General features: G+C 68.7%; 14 protein-coding genes and 1 tRNA gene. 9 read left to right on the forward strand and 6 right to left on the reverse strand.

From position 1 onward, the window contains the following. Window positions 1–144: 144 nt before the first annotated feature. Window positions 145–1473 (reverse strand): ABC1 kinase family protein, encoded by a 1329-nt coding sequence (locus tag ACXAHD_RS12920; protein ID WP_475050771.1) that lies wholly within the window; start codon window positions 1471–1473, stop codon window positions 145–147. A 10-nt stretch (window positions 1474–1483) separates the two neighbouring features. Beyond that, the gene (locus ACXAHD_RS12925; RefSeq protein ID WP_281553398.1) at window positions 1484–2590 is read right to left on the reverse strand and encodes a hypothetical protein; all 1107 of its coding nucleotides are present in this window, start codon (window positions 2588–2590) and stop codon (window positions 1484–1486) included. A gap of 180 nt (window positions 2591–2770) precedes the next feature. On the opposite strand from ACXAHD_RS12925, the gene ACXAHD_RS12930 reads away from it, so the two are divergent. Next, a complete protein-coding gene (locus ACXAHD_RS12930; RefSeq protein ID WP_475050773.1) occupies window positions 2771–3037 on the forward strand; it encodes a hypothetical protein in 267 nt (88 codons plus the stop codon). Here the strand turns inward: ACXAHD_RS12930 and ACXAHD_RS12935 are convergent. Further along, the gene (locus tag ACXAHD_RS12935; protein ID WP_281553399.1) at window positions 3006–3173 is read right to left on the reverse strand and encodes a DUF5679 domain-containing protein; all 168 of its coding nucleotides are present in this window, start codon (window positions 3171–3173) and stop codon (window positions 3006–3008) included. The genes ACXAHD_RS12930 and ACXAHD_RS12935 overlap by 32 nt on opposite strands. Window positions 3174–3656: 483 nt before the next feature. On the opposite strand from ACXAHD_RS12935, the gene ACXAHD_RS12940 reads away from it, so the two are divergent. Together ACXAHD_RS12940 and ACXAHD_RS12945 are read left to right on the forward strand one after the other, a co-directional pair. Continuing rightward, a complete protein-coding gene (locus ACXAHD_RS12940) occupies window positions 3657–4187 on the forward strand; it encodes a M48 metallopeptidase family protein (RefSeq protein WP_281553400.1) in 531 nt (176 codons plus the stop codon). A gap of 84 nt (window positions 4188–4271) precedes the next feature. After that, window positions 4272–4868 carry a hypothetical protein gene (locus ACXAHD_RS12945; protein ID WP_281553401.1) on the forward strand — a complete coding sequence of 199 codons (597 nt, stop codon included), beginning with the start codon at window positions 4272–4274 and terminating at the stop codon, window positions 4866–4868. Window positions 4869–4884: 16 nt separating this feature from the next. Here the strand turns inward: ACXAHD_RS12945 and ACXAHD_RS12950 are convergent, their stop codons facing one another. Continuing rightward, a complete protein-coding gene (locus tag ACXAHD_RS12950) occupies window positions 4885–6162 on the reverse strand; it encodes a zinc-dependent metalloprotease (protein WP_289212242.1) in 1278 nt (425 codons plus the stop codon). 160 nt (window positions 6163–6322) lie between these two features. Here ACXAHD_RS12950 and ACXAHD_RS12955 point away from each other — a divergent pair, with 160 nt between their 5' ends. From ACXAHD_RS12955 to ACXAHD_RS12980, 6 genes are all read left to right on the forward strand, one after another. After that, window positions 6323–7348 carry a YlbL family protein gene (locus tag ACXAHD_RS12955; protein ID WP_281553403.1) on the forward strand — a complete coding sequence of 342 codons (1026 nt, stop codon included), beginning with the start codon at window positions 6323–6325 and terminating at the stop codon, window positions 7346–7348. A gap of 103 nt (window positions 7349–7451) precedes the next feature. After that, window positions 7452–10454, forward strand: coding sequence for a UPF0182 family membrane protein (locus ACXAHD_RS12960; RefSeq protein WP_281553404.1), 3003 nt, complete (start codon window positions 7452–7454; stop codon window positions 10452–10454). A gap of 148 nt (window positions 10455–10602) precedes the next feature. After that, window positions 10603–10679, forward strand: a tRNA-Met gene (locus tag ACXAHD_RS12965). Between the two features lie 231 nt (window positions 10680–10910). Continuing rightward, window positions 10911–11678, forward strand: a complete 768-nt coding sequence (locus ACXAHD_RS12970) for a hypothetical protein (RefSeq protein WP_281553405.1) — start codon at window positions 10911–10913, stop codon at window positions 11676–11678. Window positions 11679–11995: 317 nt separating this feature from the next. Further along, entirely contained in the window at window positions 11996–12745 is a 750-nt protein-coding gene (locus ACXAHD_RS12975; RefSeq protein ID WP_281553406.1) for a hypothetical protein, read from the forward strand. Then, on the forward strand, window positions 12742–15075 hold the full coding sequence (locus ACXAHD_RS12980) for an AAA family ATPase (RefSeq protein WP_475050785.1): 2334 nt from the start codon (window positions 12742–12744) through the stop codon (window positions 15073–15075). Before ACXAHD_RS12975 ends, ACXAHD_RS12980 begins: the two co-directional genes overlap by 4 nt. Before the next feature lie 26 nt (window positions 15076–15101). On the opposite strand, the gene ACXAHD_RS12985 is transcribed toward ACXAHD_RS12980, so the two are convergent. Continuing rightward, window positions 15102–16220, reverse strand: coding sequence for a hypothetical protein (locus ACXAHD_RS12985; RefSeq protein ID WP_475050791.1), 1119 nt, complete (start codon window positions 16218–16220; stop codon window positions 15102–15104). 98 nt (window positions 16221–16318) lie between these two features. Continuing rightward, complete coding sequence (gene fxsT / locus ACXAHD_RS12990; protein ID WP_475050794.1) at window positions 16319–20242, reverse strand: FxSxx-COOH system tetratricopeptide repeat protein; 3924 nt, start codon at window positions 20240–20242, stop codon at window positions 16319–16321. Window positions 20243–20250: the final 8 nt, after the last annotated feature.

Raw genomic sequence — 20250 nt, forward strand, 5'->3', positions numbered from 1 at the left:
CCCCCCCCCCCCCCCCCCCCCCCCCTCCCCCCCCCCCCCCCCCCCCCCTCCTCTCCCCCCCCCCCTCCCTTCCCCCCCCCCCCCCCCCCCCCCCCCCCCCCACCCCCTCCCCCCCCCCACTACCCCACCACCCGTGCGTGCGGGTCAGCCGGTCGGGGCGAAACCCGGCAGCCAGCGCCGCACCACGTCCCGGTACCGGGCCCGGGCCTCCAGTTGGCTGAGCACCCCGATCGAGCCGAGCGTCACCCGGTGGATCAACAGGTAGGCCGGCGGCAGGTTGAGGTGTCGGCTCAGCTGGTAAGCCGGCGACTTCGGGTTGGCCAGCCGGGCCGCCTCGTCGCGCAGCCACTGCCGGGTGAACTGGAACTCCTCGGCCGCCAGCGGCGCCAGCATCGGCAGCAGGAAGTCGAGCACCGCTGGGGCGTCGATCGGGTCGTCCGGTTTGATGAAGCCCTCGTCGCGCAGCCCGGCCACCACCGCGTCGGCGTCCCCGTCGAGCGTCAGCCGGACCAGCCGGCCGATCGGCTCGGGATGCCCGCCGGGCAGTCGGGCCACGGCACCGAAGTCGACCACGCCGAGCCGGCCGTCGTCGAGCAGCCGGAAGTTGCCCGGATGCGGGTCGGCGTGCAGCAGCCCGGCGCGGGCCGGCGCGGAGAAATGCAGCACCGCCATCAGCAGCCCGGCCCGGTCGCGTTGGTCCGCCGTACCGGAAGAAACGATCTTCGAAAGCGGGATGCCGTCGATCCACTCGGTGACCAGCACCCGGGGCGCGGCGGCGAGCACCGCCGGCACCATGATCTGGTCGTCGCCGGCGTACGCGGTGGCGAACGCCCGCTGCGACTCGGCCTCCAGCTCGTAGTCCAGCTCCTCGGCCAGCCGGTTCCGCAGCTCGTTGAGCAGCGGCTTGATGTCCAGCCCAGGCTGGATCGCCCGGAACATGGTGCTCAGCCGGGACAACTGCTTGAAGTCAGCGAGCAGGGCGTCGCCGGCCCCCGGATACTGCACCTTGACCGCCACCGGCCGGCCAGCTGCGGAGCCGTCGCGCCACACCGCCCGGTGCACCTGGCCGATGCTGGCCGCGGCGGCCGGCCGGTCGTTGAATTCGACGAACCGTTCCCGCCAGTCGGCGCCGAGCTGCTCGGCCAGCACCTTGTGCACCGACCCGGCGGGCAACGGCGGGGCGGCCTCCTGCAGCTTGGTCAAGGCTTGGCGGTACGGAGCGGCGAGCTCCTCCGGCAGCGCCGCCTCGAACACCGACAGCGCCTGTCCCGCCTTCATCGCACCACCCTTGAGCTGTCCGAGCACGCTGAACAGCTGCTCGGCGGTGCGTTCCTGGATCTCGGTGGAGATCACGTCGGAGGCGAGCCCGGTGACCCGCTTGCCCAGCCCCAGGACGGTGCGGCCGGCGAAGCCGATCGGCAGCGCGGCGAGTTTGGCGGTCCTGGACACGGCCCAGCGAGGGATTTCGGTCACCTGGCCATTGTTACCGACGATCGCGGACCGTGACCCCTGGCTGAGCGTGGCTCATGCCACCGGCCCCCGGAGCGTGGCCCATCCCATCGGCAGGGCTCCGCCCCGGTGTGCAGCGGCGCGGGCGGCGACGGTGGCAGTGGCAGCCCTGGTGGGCAGGCCAGGCCCGGCGTCGCAGCCGGGCCGGGGCGTGCACCTCGAGCGCCGCCCCGATCGTCTCCGGGCTCCCACCGTCGACGAACGCCAGGATCTCGGCCGTCCCGACGCTCACCGCCGCCAGCAGGGTCGCCGAGTCGCAGATCGTCGCCGGGCCGATCGCGCACAGTTGCGACGCCAGCTGCGGCCAGCCCGGATCCCGGTCCTGGCGGTGCAGGTCCAGGCAGTTGAGGCACGGTGTGCCGGTCGTCGGCACGAGCGGGCCGACCACCGGCGTCCGGTCCCGGATGTCGACCAGCAGGTGGGCCTGCCGGTGCCGGGCGTAGCTCGCGGCGAGCAGGTTGGCTGGCCGGTCGGCGCCGAGCAGCACCGTCAGGGTGGCCTGGCCGGGCCGTACCGGGCGGGTCTCGACCCCGGGAACCGCCTGGCTGACGGCGGCGGCGACGGCTTCCCGGGCTTCGCGCGTATCGGCCAGGTCGATGGCGACGTGGCCGATCCCCGCCTCGGCCACCGCGACGGCCAGCGGCCGGGCCAGCCGACCCCGGCCGGTCAGCACGATCCGGGCGGCGGCGCGCCGCCGCAGGATCTGCGCCGGGGTGCCGGGAAGTTCGTCGCGGCGCAGCGCCAGGGCGGTCGCCTCGGCGGTCAACCGGTGCCGGGCGTGCTCCGGCAGGTTCGCTGGCAGCAGGGTGTGCGCGCCGACGATCAGGCCTCGGGCGATCAGCATGTCCAGCAGGTGCCGGGCCTGGTCGGCCGGGACGCCGAGCCGGACGGCGTGGTCCACTACGGCGCGGGTCGACCGGCTGCCGTCGAGGAGGTCGAGCAGCCGGGACAGTGCCGGGTCGGTGAGGTCGAGCAGTACGGCGTGCGCCGGGTCCGAGCCGAGCTGCAGAGTGTCGCGGTCCCGCCAGAGGCGGGCCAGGCCGGGCAACAGAGTCGGCCTGAGCAGGGGATTGGTGGGCATGGACAACAGGCTGTCACCGTAACGGAACGCTCGTTGGCTCGTTATCCACAGCCTGTGCCCCGCACATCCTCGGTTATCCACAGGTTCCGGGGAGTTTTCCACAGCCCGGTCGGTGGGGTGTCGCGGCTCGGACATGACGCAGCGTGTAGTGGCGTACGACCGGCTGTTGGTGGTTGTGGTTTGCGATGGCCGTGCGTGGGGGGGGGGGGGGGGGAAAGAGCCCCCCCCCCCACCCACCCGAACCACAACCCCCTCTTCCCCCCCCCACCCCCCCCTCCTTTTCCCTCCCCCCCCCCCCCCCCCCCCTCACCCCTCCCTCACTTCCCTCTCCCCTTCCTTTTCCTCCCCTCCCCCCCCCCCCCCCCCCCCCCCCCCCCCCCCCCCCCCCCCCCCCCCCCCCCCCCAGCGCCGCGAGTCAGACCTTGGCTTTACCCAAGATCCGGTTGACTGTTGTGCCGCAGACCGGGCACTTGCCCTTGGCCATGTTCATGCCGGTCTTCGACACTGCGACGGTGCCTTCGAAGTCGCGCTTCTCCTTGCACTTCACGCAGTAACCGTTGTAGGTCTGGGCCTGGTCGGCCACGGTGCCCCTCCTCGTCTCCTCGCCGGGTGGTTGCAGACCCGGCGTGCACCCGCTCGCGGCCACCACCGGTGGCGCCGCGCGCTGGGATTTCTCCGCGGCCACTGTTGACCGCCGGTCCGCGGACCCTACCCAGGACTGGGCGGTTCCATGTCAACAATTCACCGACACTGTGAGTAAGTCGACGTCGAGAGTGTGCATGCCGCAATAGATCGGATAAGTCAGATTCGCAGTGACACGCCGGGAGAAGATCCGCAGGTGGTCACCGGCCGGGGGGTGGAGGTGAAAACTTCTTCGCGATCGCCTACGGTGATCCTGGGCGGCTCGGGCGCGACGTACGGCGGTCGAGTGGGTAACTTTTTTCGCGACAATCGGCCCCAAAAGGGGTGATTCACCCTGGCTGCGCCGTGTTGCCTCTTGCGTTCCCCTGGTCAGTACGGATTAGCGTGCCATCGTGAGCGAAACCCGGGGCTGCGCGGGCCGCTGATGGCAGGGGCGCGTAAGCCGGTCGTCGAGGTACGGCGCAGCCAGCGCCGACGCCGGACGGTGTCCGCGTACCGGGAGGGCGAACGCGTCGTCATTCTCATCCCGGACCAGTTCTCGCGGGCCGAGGAGACCGAGTGGGTGGACCGGATGCTCGCCCGGCTGGCGGCCCGGGAGGAACGCCTCCGTCGATCGGACAGCGAGCTGGTCGGCCGGGCCCGCCGGCTGGTCGACCGGTACCTGCCGGATCATGCCCGAGTGGTGGCCCCGACGAGCGTCCGGTGGGTGACCAACCAGAACAGCCGCTGGGGGTCGTGCACCCCGGCGGACCGGACTATCCGGATATCCCACCGGATCCAGGAGATGCCGGACTGGGTCATCGACTACGTCCTGCTGCACGAGTTGGCGCACCTGGTCGTGCCGAGCCACAACGCCCGGTTCTGGGAGCTCGTCGGCCGCTACCCCAAGGCGGAACGTGCCCGTGGCTACCTGGAAGGGGTGGCGGCGGCCAGCGGCTTCGTCCTGGCCGACTGACCGACCTGCCGGGTGCACCGACTACGCCGACCACCCCGGGTACGCCCCGGACCTGCCGGGTACGCCGCCGCTAGAGTGGGTCAGATGCGCCGTGCCGTGGTCATTCTTCTCGACCTGGTCGACTGGTCGCCACCCGGCACCGATCCCGCCGCCTGGCGGGCCGCCCTGGCCGAGGACATGGTCGACCTGCTCGCCACCCTGAGCCAGGTGGAACCGGCGATCGCCGCGAGCGAAGCGGACCTGCCGTTGGCCAGGTCGATCGCCTGGCCCGACATGCCGATCCATCCGCTGCCGGAGCTCTCGGTCAACGCGGCGCTGGCCGCCGTCGCGGCACACGGCTACGACCAGGCGGCGGTGCTCGCCGCCGACGCGCCGGACCTGCCCGGCCTGCTGATCGGCAAGCTGCTGCGACCGATCACCACCCGGCCGGTGGCGGTGGCTCCGGCCGGCGGCGACGGCGGGGGACTGCTCGGCGTGGCGGCCCAACTGCCAGCTCCGGACTGGCTGCCGCCGCTGAACCTCGCCGCCGATCCGCAGGCCGTCCGGGCGGCGGCGCCGCACCCGGAACAGGTGGCGGTGACGCCGTCCTGGCGTCGGTTGCGGGGCCCGGCGGACCTGGCTGCCCTGAACCCGGCCATCGAAGGCTGGGAGACCACCCGCGCGCTGCTGACCCCCGGCTGAACCCGGGGCCTATCGGTCAGCGGGGTCCGTCGGCCGGCGGCTGCGGCGGATCCGGCTGCTCCGGCTGCTCCGGCGGGTCGCCGCCGAAGTCGATGTCACCGAGGTCGAAATCGGTCTTCGCCTGGGCGAACGCCTCCGGGTCGGCGAAGTCGTCGTCCGACGGCAGCAGATCGGGGTGGCTCCACAACGCGTCCCGGCCGTCGACCCCACGATGGGTGTCCAGCGCGGCCCACAGCGCGGCCGCCTCGCGCAGCCGGCGGGGCCGCAACTCCAGCCCGACCAGGGCGGCAAAGGTCTGCTCCGCCGGCCCGCCGGCCGCCCGCCGACGCCGGAACGCCTCGGCCAGCTTCACGACGTTCGGCAGCCGGTCCCCGGCGGCGCTGTCGACGACGTGACACACCCAGCCCTCGATGAGCGCGAGAACCGTCTCGATCCGGGCCAACGACGCCTGCTGGGCGGGGGTGTCCTCCGGAGTGAAGATCCCCTCCATGGCAATCTCCTGCATCGACTCCGGATTCATCGGGTCGACCCGGCCGAGGGCGTCCTCGATCGCCTCCCGGTTGACGGTGATCCCGGACGCGTAGGTCTCCACCGCGGCCAGCACGTGCCCCCGCAACCACGACACATGCTCGAAGAGGCGCTGGTGGGCCGCCTCGCGCAGCGCCACGTACAGCCGCACCTCCTCCTCGGGCAGCTCCAGGCCGGACCCGTACGCCCGGATGTTCGCGGGCAGCAGCGCGGCGGTGCCGGCCGGGCCGAGTGGCAGCCCGATGTCGCTGGCCGACAGCACCTCGGTGGCGAGCGAGCCGAGCGCCTGGCCGAGCTGACCGCCGAACAGGGCCCCGCCGAGAGTGGTCATCATGGCGTGCATCGGGCCGAGTTGGCTGCGGGCCTCCGGCGGAACGAGGTCGCCCATCGCGCCGACCATCCGACCGGCCACCGGGTCGCAGAGCTTGCGCCACACGTCGAGCGTCCGGTAGATCCACTCGTTGCGGTTCCACGCCGCCGACGTGCGGGTCCCGGACGGGAACGTCGACGACGACTCCAGCCACAGGTCGGCGACGCGCAGCGACTCCTCGACGGTGTGCCACTCGTGCGGGTTGACCGACGGGTCACCCTCGGCGGCGAGTTGGCTGGCCGCCACCTGCCGGGCCAGGTCCCAGTTCACCGGGCCGCTGCCCGGAGCGGCGAGCAGCTGCTGCAGCTGCGCCATGAACTGCTGCATCTGCCGGGGGTCGTTGGGGTCCGGAGGCTGGCCGCCGGGGAGCTGGAAGCCGAACGGAGTATCAGGCACGCCCTCCACGGTACGCGGGCCAGCGGCTGCAACGCCGCCGGTGCGTTCCGCTCAGCGCGAAGCGCCGTGTCGCAGGCGCGACGTCACCGCCCGGCTGCGCGGTTTGCGTCGGTACGCGGTCCGCGTCGCGGTCGTGAGCGCAGTCGGTACGCTCAGGCGCATGAGACGTCGCGGTGTCACGGTCATCCTCGGCGCGCTGCTCACCGCACTGCTCGCCTACGCCGTGCTCGCCGCACCGGTCCCGTACGTGGTGCTCGGCCCCGGCCCGACGGTCGACACGCTCGGCACCGACGACGGCGAGGACGTCATCCAGATCACCGGGACCGACACCTCGACCTCGGCCGGGCAGCTACGGCTCACCACCGTCGGCGTACGCCCGAACGTGGGGCTGCGGGAGGCGATCGCCGGCTGGCTGAGCGACTCCGAGGCGGTAGTGCCGTACGAGGTGATCTACCCGCCGGGGCAGACCCAGGAAGAGGTCGAGGAGCGCAACGCCGAGGACTTCGCGGCGTCGCAGACCAGCGCCGAGACCGCGGCGCTGCGCCAGCTCGGCTACCCGGTGCAGGTGCTGGTGAGGGCGGTCACCCCGGACGGGGCGTCGGTCGGGCTGCTCGATGTCGACGACGTGATCACCTCGGTCGACGGCACGCCGGTCAGTTCGGCGACGCAGCTGACCGAGCTGATCCGGGCCGAGCCGGAAGGCAGCACGCTGACCATCGGCTACACCCGCGACGGCCGGTCGGCCACCGCCGAGATCACCACCCGGGCCAGTGACGGCGGCCCACCCCGGATCGGCATCGAGATCACCGAGGAGCAGCCCCGGCCGTTCGAGCTGACCATCGATCTCGACGAGATCGGCGGGCCGAGCGCCGGGCTGATGTTCGCCCTGGGCATCATCGACAAGCTCGAACCCGAGGACCTCACCGGCGGCAAGATCATCGCGGGGACCGGGACCATCGACAACGAGGGCAGCGTCGGCGCGATCGGTGGTATCCCGCAGAAGCTGGTCGGGGCCAAGGAAGCGGGTGCGGTCGCCTTCCTCGTGCCGCAGGCCAACTGCGCCGAAGCGGTCGCGAACGCCGTACCCGACCTGCCGCTGCTGCGGGTGGCCACCCTCGACGAGGCGCTCGACGCGCTGGCCCGGCTGCGTACCGGCGAGAAGCCGACGCTCTGCGGCAGCGACTGACACCCCGGTCAGGTGCACCTCAACCGGCCTTGAGGTGGACACACCCCGTAGTCTTGGTGCCTGATCGCCCAGCGGATCACACCAACGTGCGGAGTACCTAGTCGTGGTCATGCGTAGCAGCCCAATGCCCGGAATGAGCCGACGTGGCCGGGTCACCGTCGGCGTACTCATCGGGATCTTCCTTCTGTTCACCCTGCTCGGCTGGGGGGTGAACGCATGGACCGACTGGTTGTGGTTCGAGGAGGTCGACTACACCCAGGTCTTCACCGGCGTGCTGTTCACCCGACTGCTGCTGTTCGCGGCGGTCGGCCTGGCCATGGCACTGGTGGTCGCGGCCAATCTGTGGCTGGCGTACCGGCTGCGGCCGGCGCTGCGACCGCACTCGCCGGAACAGGTCAGCCTGGAGCGCTACCGGATGCTGCTCAGCCCCCGGATCGGCATCTGGATCGCCGTGGCCGCGGCGCTGGTCGGTGTCTTCGCCGGGCTGTCCGCGCAGAACCGGTGGAGCCAGTGGCTGCTGTTCCGCAACTCCCAGGAGTTCGGCGTCACCGACCCGGAGTTCGGCATCGACATCGGCTTCTACGTCTTCGAGTACCCGTTCCTGCGCTACCTGCTCGGCCTGGCGTTCACCGCGGTGGTGCTGTCGGTGATCGGTGCGCTCGCCGTGCACTACCTCTACGGCGGTGTACGGCTGCAGGGCATCGGTGACCGGATGACCACCGCCGCGCGGGCCCACCTGACCACCCTGGTCGCCGTCTTCGTACTGCTCAAGGCGGTTGCGTACGTGCTGGACCGGCGCGGCATGCTGCTGGAGTACAACGAGCAGGCGCGCATCTACGGCGCCGGCTACGCCGACATCAACGCACTGCTGCCGGCGAAGGAGATCCTGGCGTACATCTCGATCGTGGTGGCGATCGCGATCATCGTGTTCTCCAACGCGGTGATGCGCAACCTGGTCTGGCCGGGGATCTCGCTGGCGCTGCTGGGCATCTCCGCCGTGGCGATCGGCGGCATCTACCCGTGGGCGGTGCAGACCTTCGAGGTCAACCCGAGCCTGCGGGACAAGGAGGCGGCGTTCATCGAACGGGGCATCGTCGCCACCCGGGAAGCGTTCGGGCTGGACATCAGCCAGCAGACGCCGTATCCGGCGACGAACCTGACGCCGCCGGAGAGCCTGGCCACCGACACTGCGGTGGTGCCGAACATCCGGCTGCTCGACCCGCAGCTGGTCTCCGAGACCTACACCCAGCTGCAGCAGGTGCGTGGCTTCTACGACTTCGGCACCAAGCTGGACATCGACCGCTACACCATCGACGACGAGACCCAGGACTACGTCGTCGGCATGCGGGAGATCAACTACGGCGAGCTGACCGAGCAGCAGAGCAACTGGATCAACCGGCACACCGTCTTCACCCACGGGTACGGCATGGTTGGCGCGCCGGCCAACCAGGTGGTCTGCGGCGGGCAGCCGTACTTCGTCTCCGGCTTCCTCGGCGACCAGGCGCAGGAGCAGTGCTCCTCGGCCACTGAGGAGATCCCGGTCGAGCAGCCGCGGATCTACTACGGCGAGCAGATGGACGGCACCGACTACGCCATCGTCGGTTCGCCCGGCGACAGCAACGTCGAGTTCGACCGGCCCACCTCCAGCGGCGGCGAGCAGTACTACACCTACACCGGCACCGGCGGGGTCGAGGTCGGTTCGTTCGGCCGCAAACTGCTGTACGCGATCAACGAGCAGGAGACCAACTTCCTGCTCTCCGAGGCGGTCAACGAGAACTCCAAGCTGCTGTACATCCGCAACCCACGGGACCGGGTGGAGAAGGTCGCCCCGTTCCTGACCATGGACGGCGACCCGTACCCGGCGGTGGTCGACGGCCGGATCCAGTGGATCGTCGACGGCTACACCACCTCGGCGACGTACCCGTACTCGGAGCGGGTGAACCTGCAGGCGGAGACCGCCGACGAGCTGACCGGCCAGGGCACCTTCGTGCTGGCCCGGGAGAACGTCAACTACATCCGCAACTCGGTCAAGGCCACCGTCGACGCATACGACGGCACCGTCCGGCTGTACGAGTTCGACGAGAACGACCCGGTGCTCAAGGCGTGGAACGCGGCGTTCGGCGGCGACCTGGTCATCCCGAAGGCGGAGACGCCGCCGGATCTGGTCGCCCACTTCCGCTACCCGGCGGACCTGTTCAAGGTGCAGCGCAACCTGCTGGCCCGCTACCACGTCACGAACCCGGCCGAGTTCTTCTCGGGCCAGGACTTCTGGGAGGTGCCGAACGTCCCGGACTCGCCGGACAGCGGGGTCAAGCAGCCGCCGTACTACCTGATGACCCAGCTGCCGGAGCAGGACGAGCCACGGTTCCAGCTGACCTCGGCGGTGACCCCGGCCGGCCGGCAGAACCTGGCCGCGCTGATCTCCGGGTCGTACGTCGACGGGCAGCCGCAGCTGCAGGTGCTGGAGCTGCCCGACCAGACGGCGATCTCCGGCCCGGTGCAGGTGCACCAGCGGATGACCAACAACGCGGCCATCCGGCAGCAGCTGAACCTGCTGTCGTCGAACCAGGCGCAGGTGCAGTACGGCAACCTGCTGTCGCTGCCGTTCGGCAACGGCATGCTCTACGTCGAGCCGGTCTACGTGAAGAGCAACCAGACCAACGCGTATCCGCTGCTGCAGCGGGTGCTGCTCTCCTACGGTGACGGCGGTTCGTACGTGGTGCTGGCCAACAGCGTGCAGGACGGCATCCGGCAGCTGATCGAGCAGGCGGAGGCGGGTGGTGCGCCGACGACCCCGCCAGAGGGCGAAGGCGAAGGTGAGGGCGAGGAGCCCGGCGGCACCCCGACCCCGACCCCGTCGGCCACCGGCGACCCCGGCCTGGTGACCCCGGAGCTGCAGGCGGCCGCCGCCGAGGTCAGCGCCGCGATCGACGAGGCCCGCGCCGCGCAGGCGGCCGGCGACTTCCAGCGGTACGGCGAGGCACTGGCCCGGCTGGACGCCGCGATGACGGCGTTCCAGGCGGCGCAGCAGGCGGCCGGGGTGGGTGGTGCCCAGCCGTCGACCACCGACCCGTCACCGAGTGCCGACCCGTCACCGACCGGCTGACGTCAACTGACTGACGCCGAACCGGCCTCGGTGATCCCGACTTGTCCGCTTTTGTGGGTGGATCAGGGTGGGATCACCGAGGCCAGTCGGTCAGTACGGGGGTCGTTTTGCGGCGGGCTGACGGTATGCGCTAGGGTTAACTCATCGCCGCGGGGTGGAGCAGTTCGGTAGCTCGCTGGGCTCATAACCCAGAGGTCGCAGGTTCAAATCCTGTCCCCGCTACCACGGTGAACGGCCCGCCAGGGATCTCCCTGGCGGGCCGTTTCGCGTACCGGACTCCCGCCCAGCCCCGTTGAGCCCTCGTCGCCCTCAGGTGCCCGCCGAGACGGCTATCGGACTGAAGCCGTATTCGTGCCGTCGGGGGACAGTCACACGGGAATCAGAGCGCTACAGTGACACAGTATGCGAGCGATCCACACTGGTCGGATACAGTCGCTGCTCGCCTGCCTCGTACTGATGACGATCGTGATCGCCGATCCGGCGCGGAGTCTGGCAGCCGAGCCACTGGATCGGGAGGCGTCGACGTTGGTCTGCTTGTCGCCCGCGCGTCAGCAGCAGGTCGGTCAGGCTGCGGAGTTGCTTGGCCTGGTCGAGTCGGCAAGCGGGGACCGGGTGGTACTAGATGGGCAGCAGGTGGCGATCTCGCGATGGCGGGACACTCAGCCGGCCGACTTTGACCGGGCGTGTGCGACCATGATCGCGGCGCTGAGCATCGATCCAGACGCAGCACGCGCCGGACCGACCTCCGAGATGCGTGGCTTGCTGATCGGTGGCGCACTCACCTTGGTGTCCGCTCTGATCAGCGCGTTGTTCACCAGTGTGCTGACGACCGGCGTCCACCGGCGGACTGAGGCGCGCCAGCAGGCCGCCCAGCTTCGGGTGGCCGTGGCCGAGTTCATTCGGGCAGCCGACGAGTCTCTCACCCGGTACGCGGATGCCTCCGCCAGACAACCGAAGGGGACCAGCCTCGACGAGCCCCGCCTCCGGCTGATGCTGCATCTCGATGCCCTGCCGGCGGTCCTGGGCCCATCGATGGAGGTGATCCGTGATTCTGTCGAGACGTTCTGTGAGTCGATGCGCGATTCGTGGTCCGGGCCGGACCGATCGGCGGACAGCCCTCGGGTACGGGAGGCGCGGACCGGACTCATGCATCTGCGAACGGCGGTCGAACAGGCAGCTCGAGAGGCGGAGCGGGCTGCTGGTGTCATCGGCTTGCGACGGTGACAACAGCAGCGGCGTGATGGGAGGGCATCGTGATGACACAGACCAGCAGTGCTCATGCGGGTAGGCCTGAGGAGATTCCGAACCCCTTCGAACTGCCCCCCGTACTGGGTCAGTCCCTCCGTGCGCTGCGCCCGTGGCACGACAGGGAACACGAGGCGTACTACCTCCCAGTGGACAGAGCCGAGGAGGGGTACCGCAGCTTCGTCAACCATCTACCGGACCCGTCGACGCACCTCACCAGATTCGGTCAGTTGGTGGTGGTGGCCGGGCCTACGGGCTGCGGGCGTACCTCGTTGATTCACAGGTGCGTACACCACTTGAAGCAGGAGTTCGATGGCGCCTCCGGCGGCCGGATCATGGCCGCGCCGGTGGCCGACCTCAGTAGAGAGCGGGCGTTCGATCTCGAGATGGTTGGTCGCAGAGGCGATTTCGACCAGTATCTGGCCCTGCTGGCATACAAGATCAGAAGCAGGCTGTCCCGGCAGCTGGAAGGGCTGTCGGACCCAGGGGATCAACCGATGCAGGGGAAGGTGGCTTTCACACGACTCGGGCGGGATCTCGAGGATGCGGACGCAGTCGCGATCATCGTGCTACCGCAGTTCAACGACGCGACGTGGAAGAGATCGATGCTTTCGCTGCAGGCTATGCACCCGATCAACCACTATCTCGACCTTGTCGGCGAGCGCATGATCCTTTTTGCGGAGAGCGATAATCCCCAGCAGATCAAGGACTGGAGCGATCGAGTCCGGGGTGAAGCCAGGGAGGGTGTTCTTGTGATCGAGGTAGGTATGCTGACCGGTACGGACGGGTGGACATTCGCTAACGGGCGGCTGCAAATGTGTGATCATCCTCGGGTTCCGACAGTTACCGCAGAAACTATGCACGCGGTGATGGAGGATCATCGTTCGATGTCCTTGAAGCAGCTCCAGAAGATGTGTTTTCATTTATGGGACGAGGCTCGGCGTCGCCCAGGTGCCAAGGAAGTCAGTAAGCACGACTTCGATCGATACTATGTAGACCGGCGCGACGGCTACCGGCCTCGTGGCCGGGGCACCAGGAATGGATGACCATGATTGCCTCATCGGGAGAGTCGCGGGCGGTCGGGGTCAACCCGTACTCGCCAACCGCTGTTGCGCGTGTCTCGGAGGTCGGCCAGGGCCTGCCGACGGTGTCGACCCGTGCGGTCGAGGAGGCGTTCCGCTATCTTGACGCCTTCCTGGCGCAGGCCGTCCCTCCGGAGCGGGTCGGGCTGTCCGGTCGCCTGTTGACTGTGGTGGGTGAATACGGCACCGGCAAGTCTCATCTTGCGGCGGCCCTGCTGCATCGGGCTCGTCGATCGGGTGACTCGGCGGTGCGCACCCTGTACGTTGAGGCGCCCCAGTTCGGCTCGTTGGTCGACCTGTACAAGCGCTTCGTCGGTCGTCTCGATCGGGAGGACATCGTCGACCTCCTGCGCGACTACTACTCCGAGGTGGTCGCCGATGGGCTCAGCCACGTGCCACATGCGCAGCAGATCGCTGACGACCTGCGGCGACATGTCATCGAGCCGCAGGCGGTGGTCGACGACCTCGGGTTGCCGGAGAGCGTTTTGCTGCCCCAGTTGCAGGACCGGCTGATCGAGGCAACCGGCGATGACGACCTTGGTACGGCGATGACGTTGCTGCTCGACGAGCGGACCACGGTGCAAGCGTGGGACTGGTTGATCGGCAACCGGTCGGACGGCTTCGTCACGGAGCACGGACTGTCGAAGTACATCGATAGTTCAGCTGCTGCCATGTCGGCGATCATCGCGCTCCTGAACTTGCACGGCCGCAGTGGCCGGCGATTCGTCGTCGTACTGGACGAGCTCGACCGGGTCCTTGATCCGGCGGATCAGCGAGATGCGGGTGTGGTCGGGCAGTTTCGAAATCTACTGACTGCGGTGGAGGAGTCCGGAGCATTCTTGATCATCACCGGTCTGGTGGAGATTACCCCGCAACTGCAGGGAGACGTGCTGCAGCGGATGGGACATGCCGTCCGGATGACTCCGCTTACGGGGCAGGAGGCGCGTGAGCTGATTGAGCAAAGCCATCTTGCGGCCCGAGGCGACAGCGACATAGCCCCGTTCCTCGACGATGCCGTGCAGTACCTCGTTGACATGACCCACGGCGTTCCACGGCAGCTCATCAAGCTCTGCCATCATCTGTACCGCCGAGCCGAGCTCGAACGTACGGTGATAGGAATCGAGCTTGTCCAATTGGTGGCTCGGGATCATTTCGACTTCGCCACCATTGATGATGTGCGGCGTGAGGTGATGCTGACTCTCGAACGCGAGGCCATCGGATTTGAGCGGCGTCGTCAGCTTGACGTCGACGGCCGGTCGTTGCTCGACCTCGTCGTGCTGAACGAGGGCGGCGAGCCGAGTTGCGTCATCCTGCTCTCCGAGGGCATCATGCGGGAATCGGACGTCGAACGGGTCGCTCGCCGAGCTGCGGCCGCTCGATCAGAAGGTGTCGACGTCGAGATCATCCTGGTGGTGGTCGGCTACCTGGCACCCGACGTGGCCTCGAACGTCCGCAACGTCGTCCTGGCCGAGCCGATCGAGTACGAACGTCGAACCTTGGCGAGCGCCGTGGTTGCCAGGATCGCGCATGTGCTTCAGCGTGACCGGTTGAGCGAGACTGACCCGGTCCGGCTGATGGTTACCCGGGTCGATCGGCTCGTTCGCCAGCAAGCCGGCGCGTACACCATGATCGACCGGCTTGAGCAGCAGGTCCGTGACATGCGGCGGACGACCAACCAGCGCCTCAGCGAGATCTCCGCCGATGTGGCTGGCCTGCTCACCGGGGCAGTGTCAGTGAGCCGGGCCGTCCCTGTGCCGACCCAGCCCGGCCCGATGGACGAGATGGGCGAGATCGACGAACTGTTCGAGTCGGCGATCGACGCTGCCGTACGGCTCGGTGACGGACTGCCAGACGCCTTCACCCAAGCATTCAGAGCAGCTCCGGGCCTCTCAACGGCGATCAGATCCGCACAGGAGCGCATCCACGGGTGGACCGCCGATCCCGACAGCTTCAGCCTGCTGGGTACGGCCGTGTTCCTGCAGTCCCTGATCGAATCTTTCCGACAGGCGGTCGTCGAATGGCGAATGCGGCGGGTGTCGGTGGACCGCGCCGACGCCGCGTCGTCGAGCAGCGACCTGGAACGGCTGGACGTTCTCTGCCTCACCTACGAGGCGATCTTCGACTACGCGTCGTTGCAACATCTCAAACGTCTTGCCGAATCCATGGCGTTGCCGCCGGAAGCGGCTGCCGCGACTGGTCCGCACCCAATGCATCTCGACGACATCCGGGAGGTGTTCGGAGGGCTTGGCGCACGGGTACGGGCGGCGGCGCGACGCACGATCGGCGACGTGTGATCGGTCGGCGTCACGCCTGCGGCACCTCAACGAAGCGGCTGGACGGCGGCAGCGGCCGGGCCGCTCACCGCAAGGACGACCTCGGTCAAGTGATCGTCGGCTATATCCACCTGGTCCTGATCGAGGCACAGGCCGATGACGTACTCCCGTCCCGACAGACGGTAGTAGTAGATCGCGCCGATGTCCGTATCGAGTACCGCGCGGACGACCGGTCCACCGATCGCAGGGCGGGCGGTCCGGCCAAGCTCCCTGAGGTAGGCGGCAGTCGGGGGACCCATCGCGTTGACCTGCTGGCGTCGGTGGCTGGGCGAGTGGTGGTAGGCAACTCCACGTAGCTCGGGCGTACCGAGCGCGTCGACCGAGAACAGCTGTGCCTTGTCGTTGAAGCACGCGACAAGGTGCAGCCCGGTGCCGTCGACGGCGGCTGCGCAGGCGTTGAAGGCCCAGTGATGACGGTCGCCGGTGATCGCCAGGTCTCGCCGGGGGGCGACGGACGTCTCGAGGTTCCGCCGCGTCGTGGAACCGATGGCTGGCACTGGCTGGCGCGCGCCCGCCGACAGTTGGCGCGGACTGTCGGCCGCGTCGCGGTCGAACGCGGACTCCCGGAAGTGTTTCGTGTCCCAGGCACCCAGGTTCTGCCGGGGCAGCCGAATACTAGCTCTGATCTGATCGACCAGCTGTGAGAGTGCGCTGTCAGCCTCTTGTATGGCAGGCTGCCGGGCCAGTGACGCAACCTGGTCGGTGGCCAGACTCAGGGTCCCGGCGACGAGCAGCACATTGGGAACTACCCGGGCACAGTAGAAGGCTCCGCCGGCCGACTGGAGCACCGTGCGCAGCGGCACGCCCTGACCGAGGGGCCGTAACCACTCGTGCATCACCTGACCTGACTGAAAACTCAGCCGCCTCGCCACGCGGCGGCAGTTCTCGACACGTCGATCGTCGTCCTGGCCGGGCCCACCAGGTGAGTACAGGTCGAAGTCGCGGGATCCGGGACTGCAATGCGCCAGGTAGTGCAGCGGTCCGCCAGCCCGGAAGAGGCCTCGGCAGTAGGCAATCCGATCGTCGACGCCGCTGAACTGGCGACTAGTCGGCTCCTGCGTCACGATGATTGCGTCGGAGTACTCTCGGTGCGGCGAGCCGGTCACCGAGTCCGCACGTCGTCCCTGCTCTGTCGGCACGTGAGACTTCCTCTGCTGTGGTCGTGGTTCGCCGGGATGTGGGGTCGGGTTTCGCCGGATGCTTCTCAGCGCCGCGGGATGTCGATATCGAGGTCGTGGGTGGATATCGGGTTGGTGGGAACCGTTCCGGCGGATCGACGCGCTGCCTGCTCCCATACTCGAAGATTGGCACGCGCGATGTCGGGATAGGGATGCCCTGGTGGCAGGTCCTCCTCACACAGCTCGACGGCCTGACCAGCGAGTCGCACCGCGGCGTCTACCGCACCACCGTGCCCCAGGTTGCCGGCCTGGTTGATGGTTGCCGCGAGCACCCAGGGGTGGGTCTCGGCCGGCACAGCGGTCCGGATGATCCGCAATCCGTGGTCACCGACCCGCCGGCTCTCGTCGAGATCGCCGACACCGCGTAGGAACAGCGCGAGATTGACCAGGCAGATGCCGGTGAGCGGATGCTCCGGGCCGAGTTGGCGCTGGTAGCCGCGGTAGCAGGACTGCCCGAACTCGACCACTCGTGCTGGTGTCTCCCGCAGTAGATGCATGTCGGTGGCCAGCGCGAGCCTGCAGGCCAAGGTGTCGAGGTGGTTTGTCCCGCGCAGCTGCTGGTACCCGCGCAGCGCGTCGGCGTGATTCTCCTTCGCCTGAGGCACCATGTTCTTGCGGCGTTGGGTGACCGCGAGTACCCGGATGATCCGCAGCGCACTCGAGCTGTTCGTCGGGATCTTGCCGGTCGGATGGCCCAGCCAACCGCGAGCATCGTCGATGGTCCGGGTCGCAGCGTGGTAGTCGCCCAGCTCACGTTGATATGTCGCCAGGTTGGCAGCGGCCCACCAGAGGAAGGGGTCCCTCGTGCCGAACACCCGCAATCGGCGGTTGACCACTTCTCGTTCCACCACCATCGCGGTGTAGAGGTCGCCGTCGAAGTACGACGACAGCGCCAGATTGTGCGCGACCATCAAGGTCTGCTGGTGCTCCTCGCCGTAGGCCTTGCGAAGAACATCGTAGGCGACGCCCTCGTGACTCTTGGCGAGCTCGAACTCTCCGAGCGCCCGTACGTCCCCGGCGATCCCCTGCAGCGTGGTCGCGGTGTTCGGATGCTCCTGCCCGATGGTGCGCAACTGCAGTAGCCGCAGTTGCTGCGCGATCTCGAGCGACTCGCGGTACCGGCCCATCCAGCGCAGCAGACTCGCCTGCTCGCCCCGTAGCTGCATATTGATGCGATCGGTGGGCGGCACCGCCGACGACCAGTGGCCGAGAGCCTCGTCGATGACCTTCAGGGCGACGTTCGCGCTGTCCCAGGTCTCCTGCCGGCGCATGTACCGAACTTGTCGGACGACCCACCTGCGCACCTTCGGGTCGGTCTCGGCCACGGCGCCGCTGGGCAGCAGATGGGGTTGCAGCTCGGCGAGGCGGTGCCGTTGCCAGCCGCCGTCGACCTCAGCTCCGGTTGGGGCGTAACTTGCCAGGCCGAGCCGCAGGTGACGGCGAACCTCGGCGGCCCGCGTCGGCGGCAGGGCGCCACGTACCGCGTCCTGTACCGCTCGGTGGATACGGATCGAGGGACGCTGCCCCCAACGTACGTCGAAGATGCCGAACCGGGCCCCGGTCCAGACGACCTCGTCGAAGATCGCGGGGTCGTTGCGCACGCGCTCTTCGCCATCGTCTGACAGCGTGGCCAGCTGATCGATCATCGAACTCGAACGGAGCAGCGTGAGACTGATGTCGTCGGACGACAGAAAGGAGCACATCTCAGCGAGGTGGATGGCTATCCGACCAATCTCCGTCTGTCGCAGCGTCGCCTCCAACGCGCGCCAGGATCGCCGTAGCGCGTGGTAGGTGGGATCGTCGTCGGGCACCGACACCGCCGGCGATGCATCCGCATCGGCGGGCGGATCGGCCGGGGATTCGGGCCGGAGGCTGGCGACCATCGCTTCGGTAGCGGCTTCGAGATCTGCGGGCGCGTACGCCATCAGGTGGTGTCTGCTCTCCCGTAGCCACGCCCCGGTCAGCCGCAACGAAAGCGGGAGCTGCCCCACCTCGGCGACCACCGCGGCGCAGTGCTCCTCACTGAGTTCCGGGACGTAGGCGCGCAGCAACTCGGTTGCGTCGTCCGTCCCGAGGTGGGTCACGACGAGCATGCGCGGGGTGGGCGTATCGGTGATCCTTGAGGTCACCACCACGTGTCCGGCGGCGGACCCGACCCACCCGAGAAGCTCCCGATCGTCGAGCCCGTCGAAGATGAAAAGACACGGTCTCCTGGCGGCGAGCTGCAACAGGAGGTCGAATGCTCGTCGCGGCTGCTCCTCAACGCCATCGGTGTCCACCTCGGTTGGATTCGGATCCAGCAGCTGGAACTGATCGTTGAGTCTGCGAAGCGCAAGGGCGATCGATTCCCAGCTGTCCGCCGGGATCCACCAGACGATGTCGTAGTCCTTCTGGAACCGGTGGGCGTACTCGTTGGCCAGCTCGCTCTTGCCGACCCCGGTGGCACCAACTACCAGAACAGGCCCGGGGCCGTCAGCGAGTAACTTGTCGCGGAGCGTTTCAAGATCGTCGACTCGGCCGATGAACTGCTGATTGCGGCCGGGAAGGTCGACGGTCTGCGGCAGCTGGCGGTGTTCAGGCAGGCCGCCCGGATAGCGCGGGCGGAACCCGGCACGGTCGTCGTAGGGCGTCTCGATGAGCAGGAACTGCCGACGTAGCCGTGCCTCGGCGTCACCGGCGGACAGGCCGACCAGATCGAGACATGGCACTGTGGCATCGAAGTCAGCCGGGGTCGGAGCGGTGACGGCCACCTGTACGACCGGGGCGGATACGTCGGTGACCTGATCGGATACCTCAGTGGGCGAGATCATCGCGTCGCGGAGCCGTTCGGCGATGCGGCGTACTCGCCCGTCGGCCGTGGCGAGCCCGCCGATCACGACGAGGCTCGGCGGCGTCGACTGCTCGATCCACGAATCATCGGCGGGTAGCCGGCTGGTGGGCAGGCCCTGCTGTCGCAACCGGTCGGTGATCCAGTCCGCCCAGCGCCGGTCGGCCGGTCGGTACGCAAGGTAGACCTTCTCCGGCTCGGCCTGCGGATCGAACCCGAGCGCCCGTTTGTAGCGCATCCGTAGTCGTCGACCGACATCCGGAGCGGTCGGAACGGCACCGTCGGTCATCGCGTGGACGACGCCCGTCAGACCCGTCCGGAGGCTGCCGCGATCGAGAATGATGGCGAGAGCTTCCCGCTCGATGTCGTACGAGTGGCGCGGCACCTCGACGAACGACACGGTGACACCCGCGCTTGCCGGTCCGGCGAGCTGGGCGAACTGTTGCCGGGCGGCATGTAGCCACTCGGCCGCGTGCGGTTCGCCGAGCCGTACCTGGGTCGGGGTGGCCACCAGGCGCAGACCGACAGGAGCGGCGTTGACCAACGCGCCTGCCAGCCGCAACGCGTCCTGCTGCACTCGCTGGTGCGACCGGAAGCAGACCGCGGCGGCGTCACAGAGACAGGCGAGCTGGTGCAGCGCGCTCTGCGAGTTCTGCGGCGGTGCGTCGAGCAGCACGTAGTGGTAGCTGGTCTGCTGCAGCAGGCGTCGGAGCTGGCTACCGTCGCCGGCACCGTCGGGCAGCGCTGCCGGGTAGAAGCTGTCGGAGGTCGCGGTGACGACGTCCACGGCGTCGGCCCAACCAGCCGCCTGGAAGCGTTGGACACTGGTCTCCGACATCGTGTCGGTGCGGTCGGCGATCATCCGCAGAGCCGCGCCGAGCGGTTCGTCGACGGACGTGGTCACGTCAAGGAAAGGATGCAGGTAGTCCTGGACGCGGGGTGCGTTACCTCCCCAGTCGAGAATGAGGACCCGGTGTCCGGTGCTGGCAAGTATCCAGGCGATGTTGGCGACGATGCTCGTCTGCCCGGCGCCGCCGCCGGGAGAGACGAAGACCAACACTTCGGCCGTCTGCCGCCCCGTGCCAGTCTTGCCCGCCGCGGTCGTCGTCGGCGTGTCGGTCATCTTGAATC

This window comes from Micromonospora sp. ABR4_055, from assembly GCF_056160425.1.

Coding starts and splice junctions, on each gene's coding strand:
- ACXAHD_RS12945 (WP_281553401.1), top strand. CDS start 4,272: ATGCGCCGTGCCGTGGTCATTCTTCTCGACCTGGTCGACTGGTCGCCA.
- ACXAHD_RS12925 (WP_281553398.1), bottom strand. CDS start 2,590: ATGCCCACCAATCCCCTGCTCAGGCCGACTCTGTTGCCCGGCCTGGCC.
- fxsT (WP_475050794.1), bottom strand. CDS start 20,242: ATGACCGACACGCCGACGACGACCGCGGCGGGCAAGACTGGCACGGGG.
- ACXAHD_RS12955 (WP_281553403.1), top strand. CDS start 6,323: ATGAGACGTCGCGGTGTCACGGTCATCCTCGGCGCGCTGCTCACCGCA.
- ACXAHD_RS12940 (WP_281553400.1), top strand. CDS start 3,657: ATGGCAGGGGCGCGTAAGCCGGTCGTCGAGGTACGGCGCAGCCAGCGC.
- ACXAHD_RS12980 (WP_475050785.1), top strand. CDS start 12,742: ATGACCATGATTGCCTCATCGGGAGAGTCGCGGGCGGTCGGGGTCAAC.
- ACXAHD_RS12970 (WP_281553405.1), top strand. CDS start 10,911: ATGACGATCGTGATCGCCGATCCGGCGCGGAGTCTGGCAGCCGAGCCA.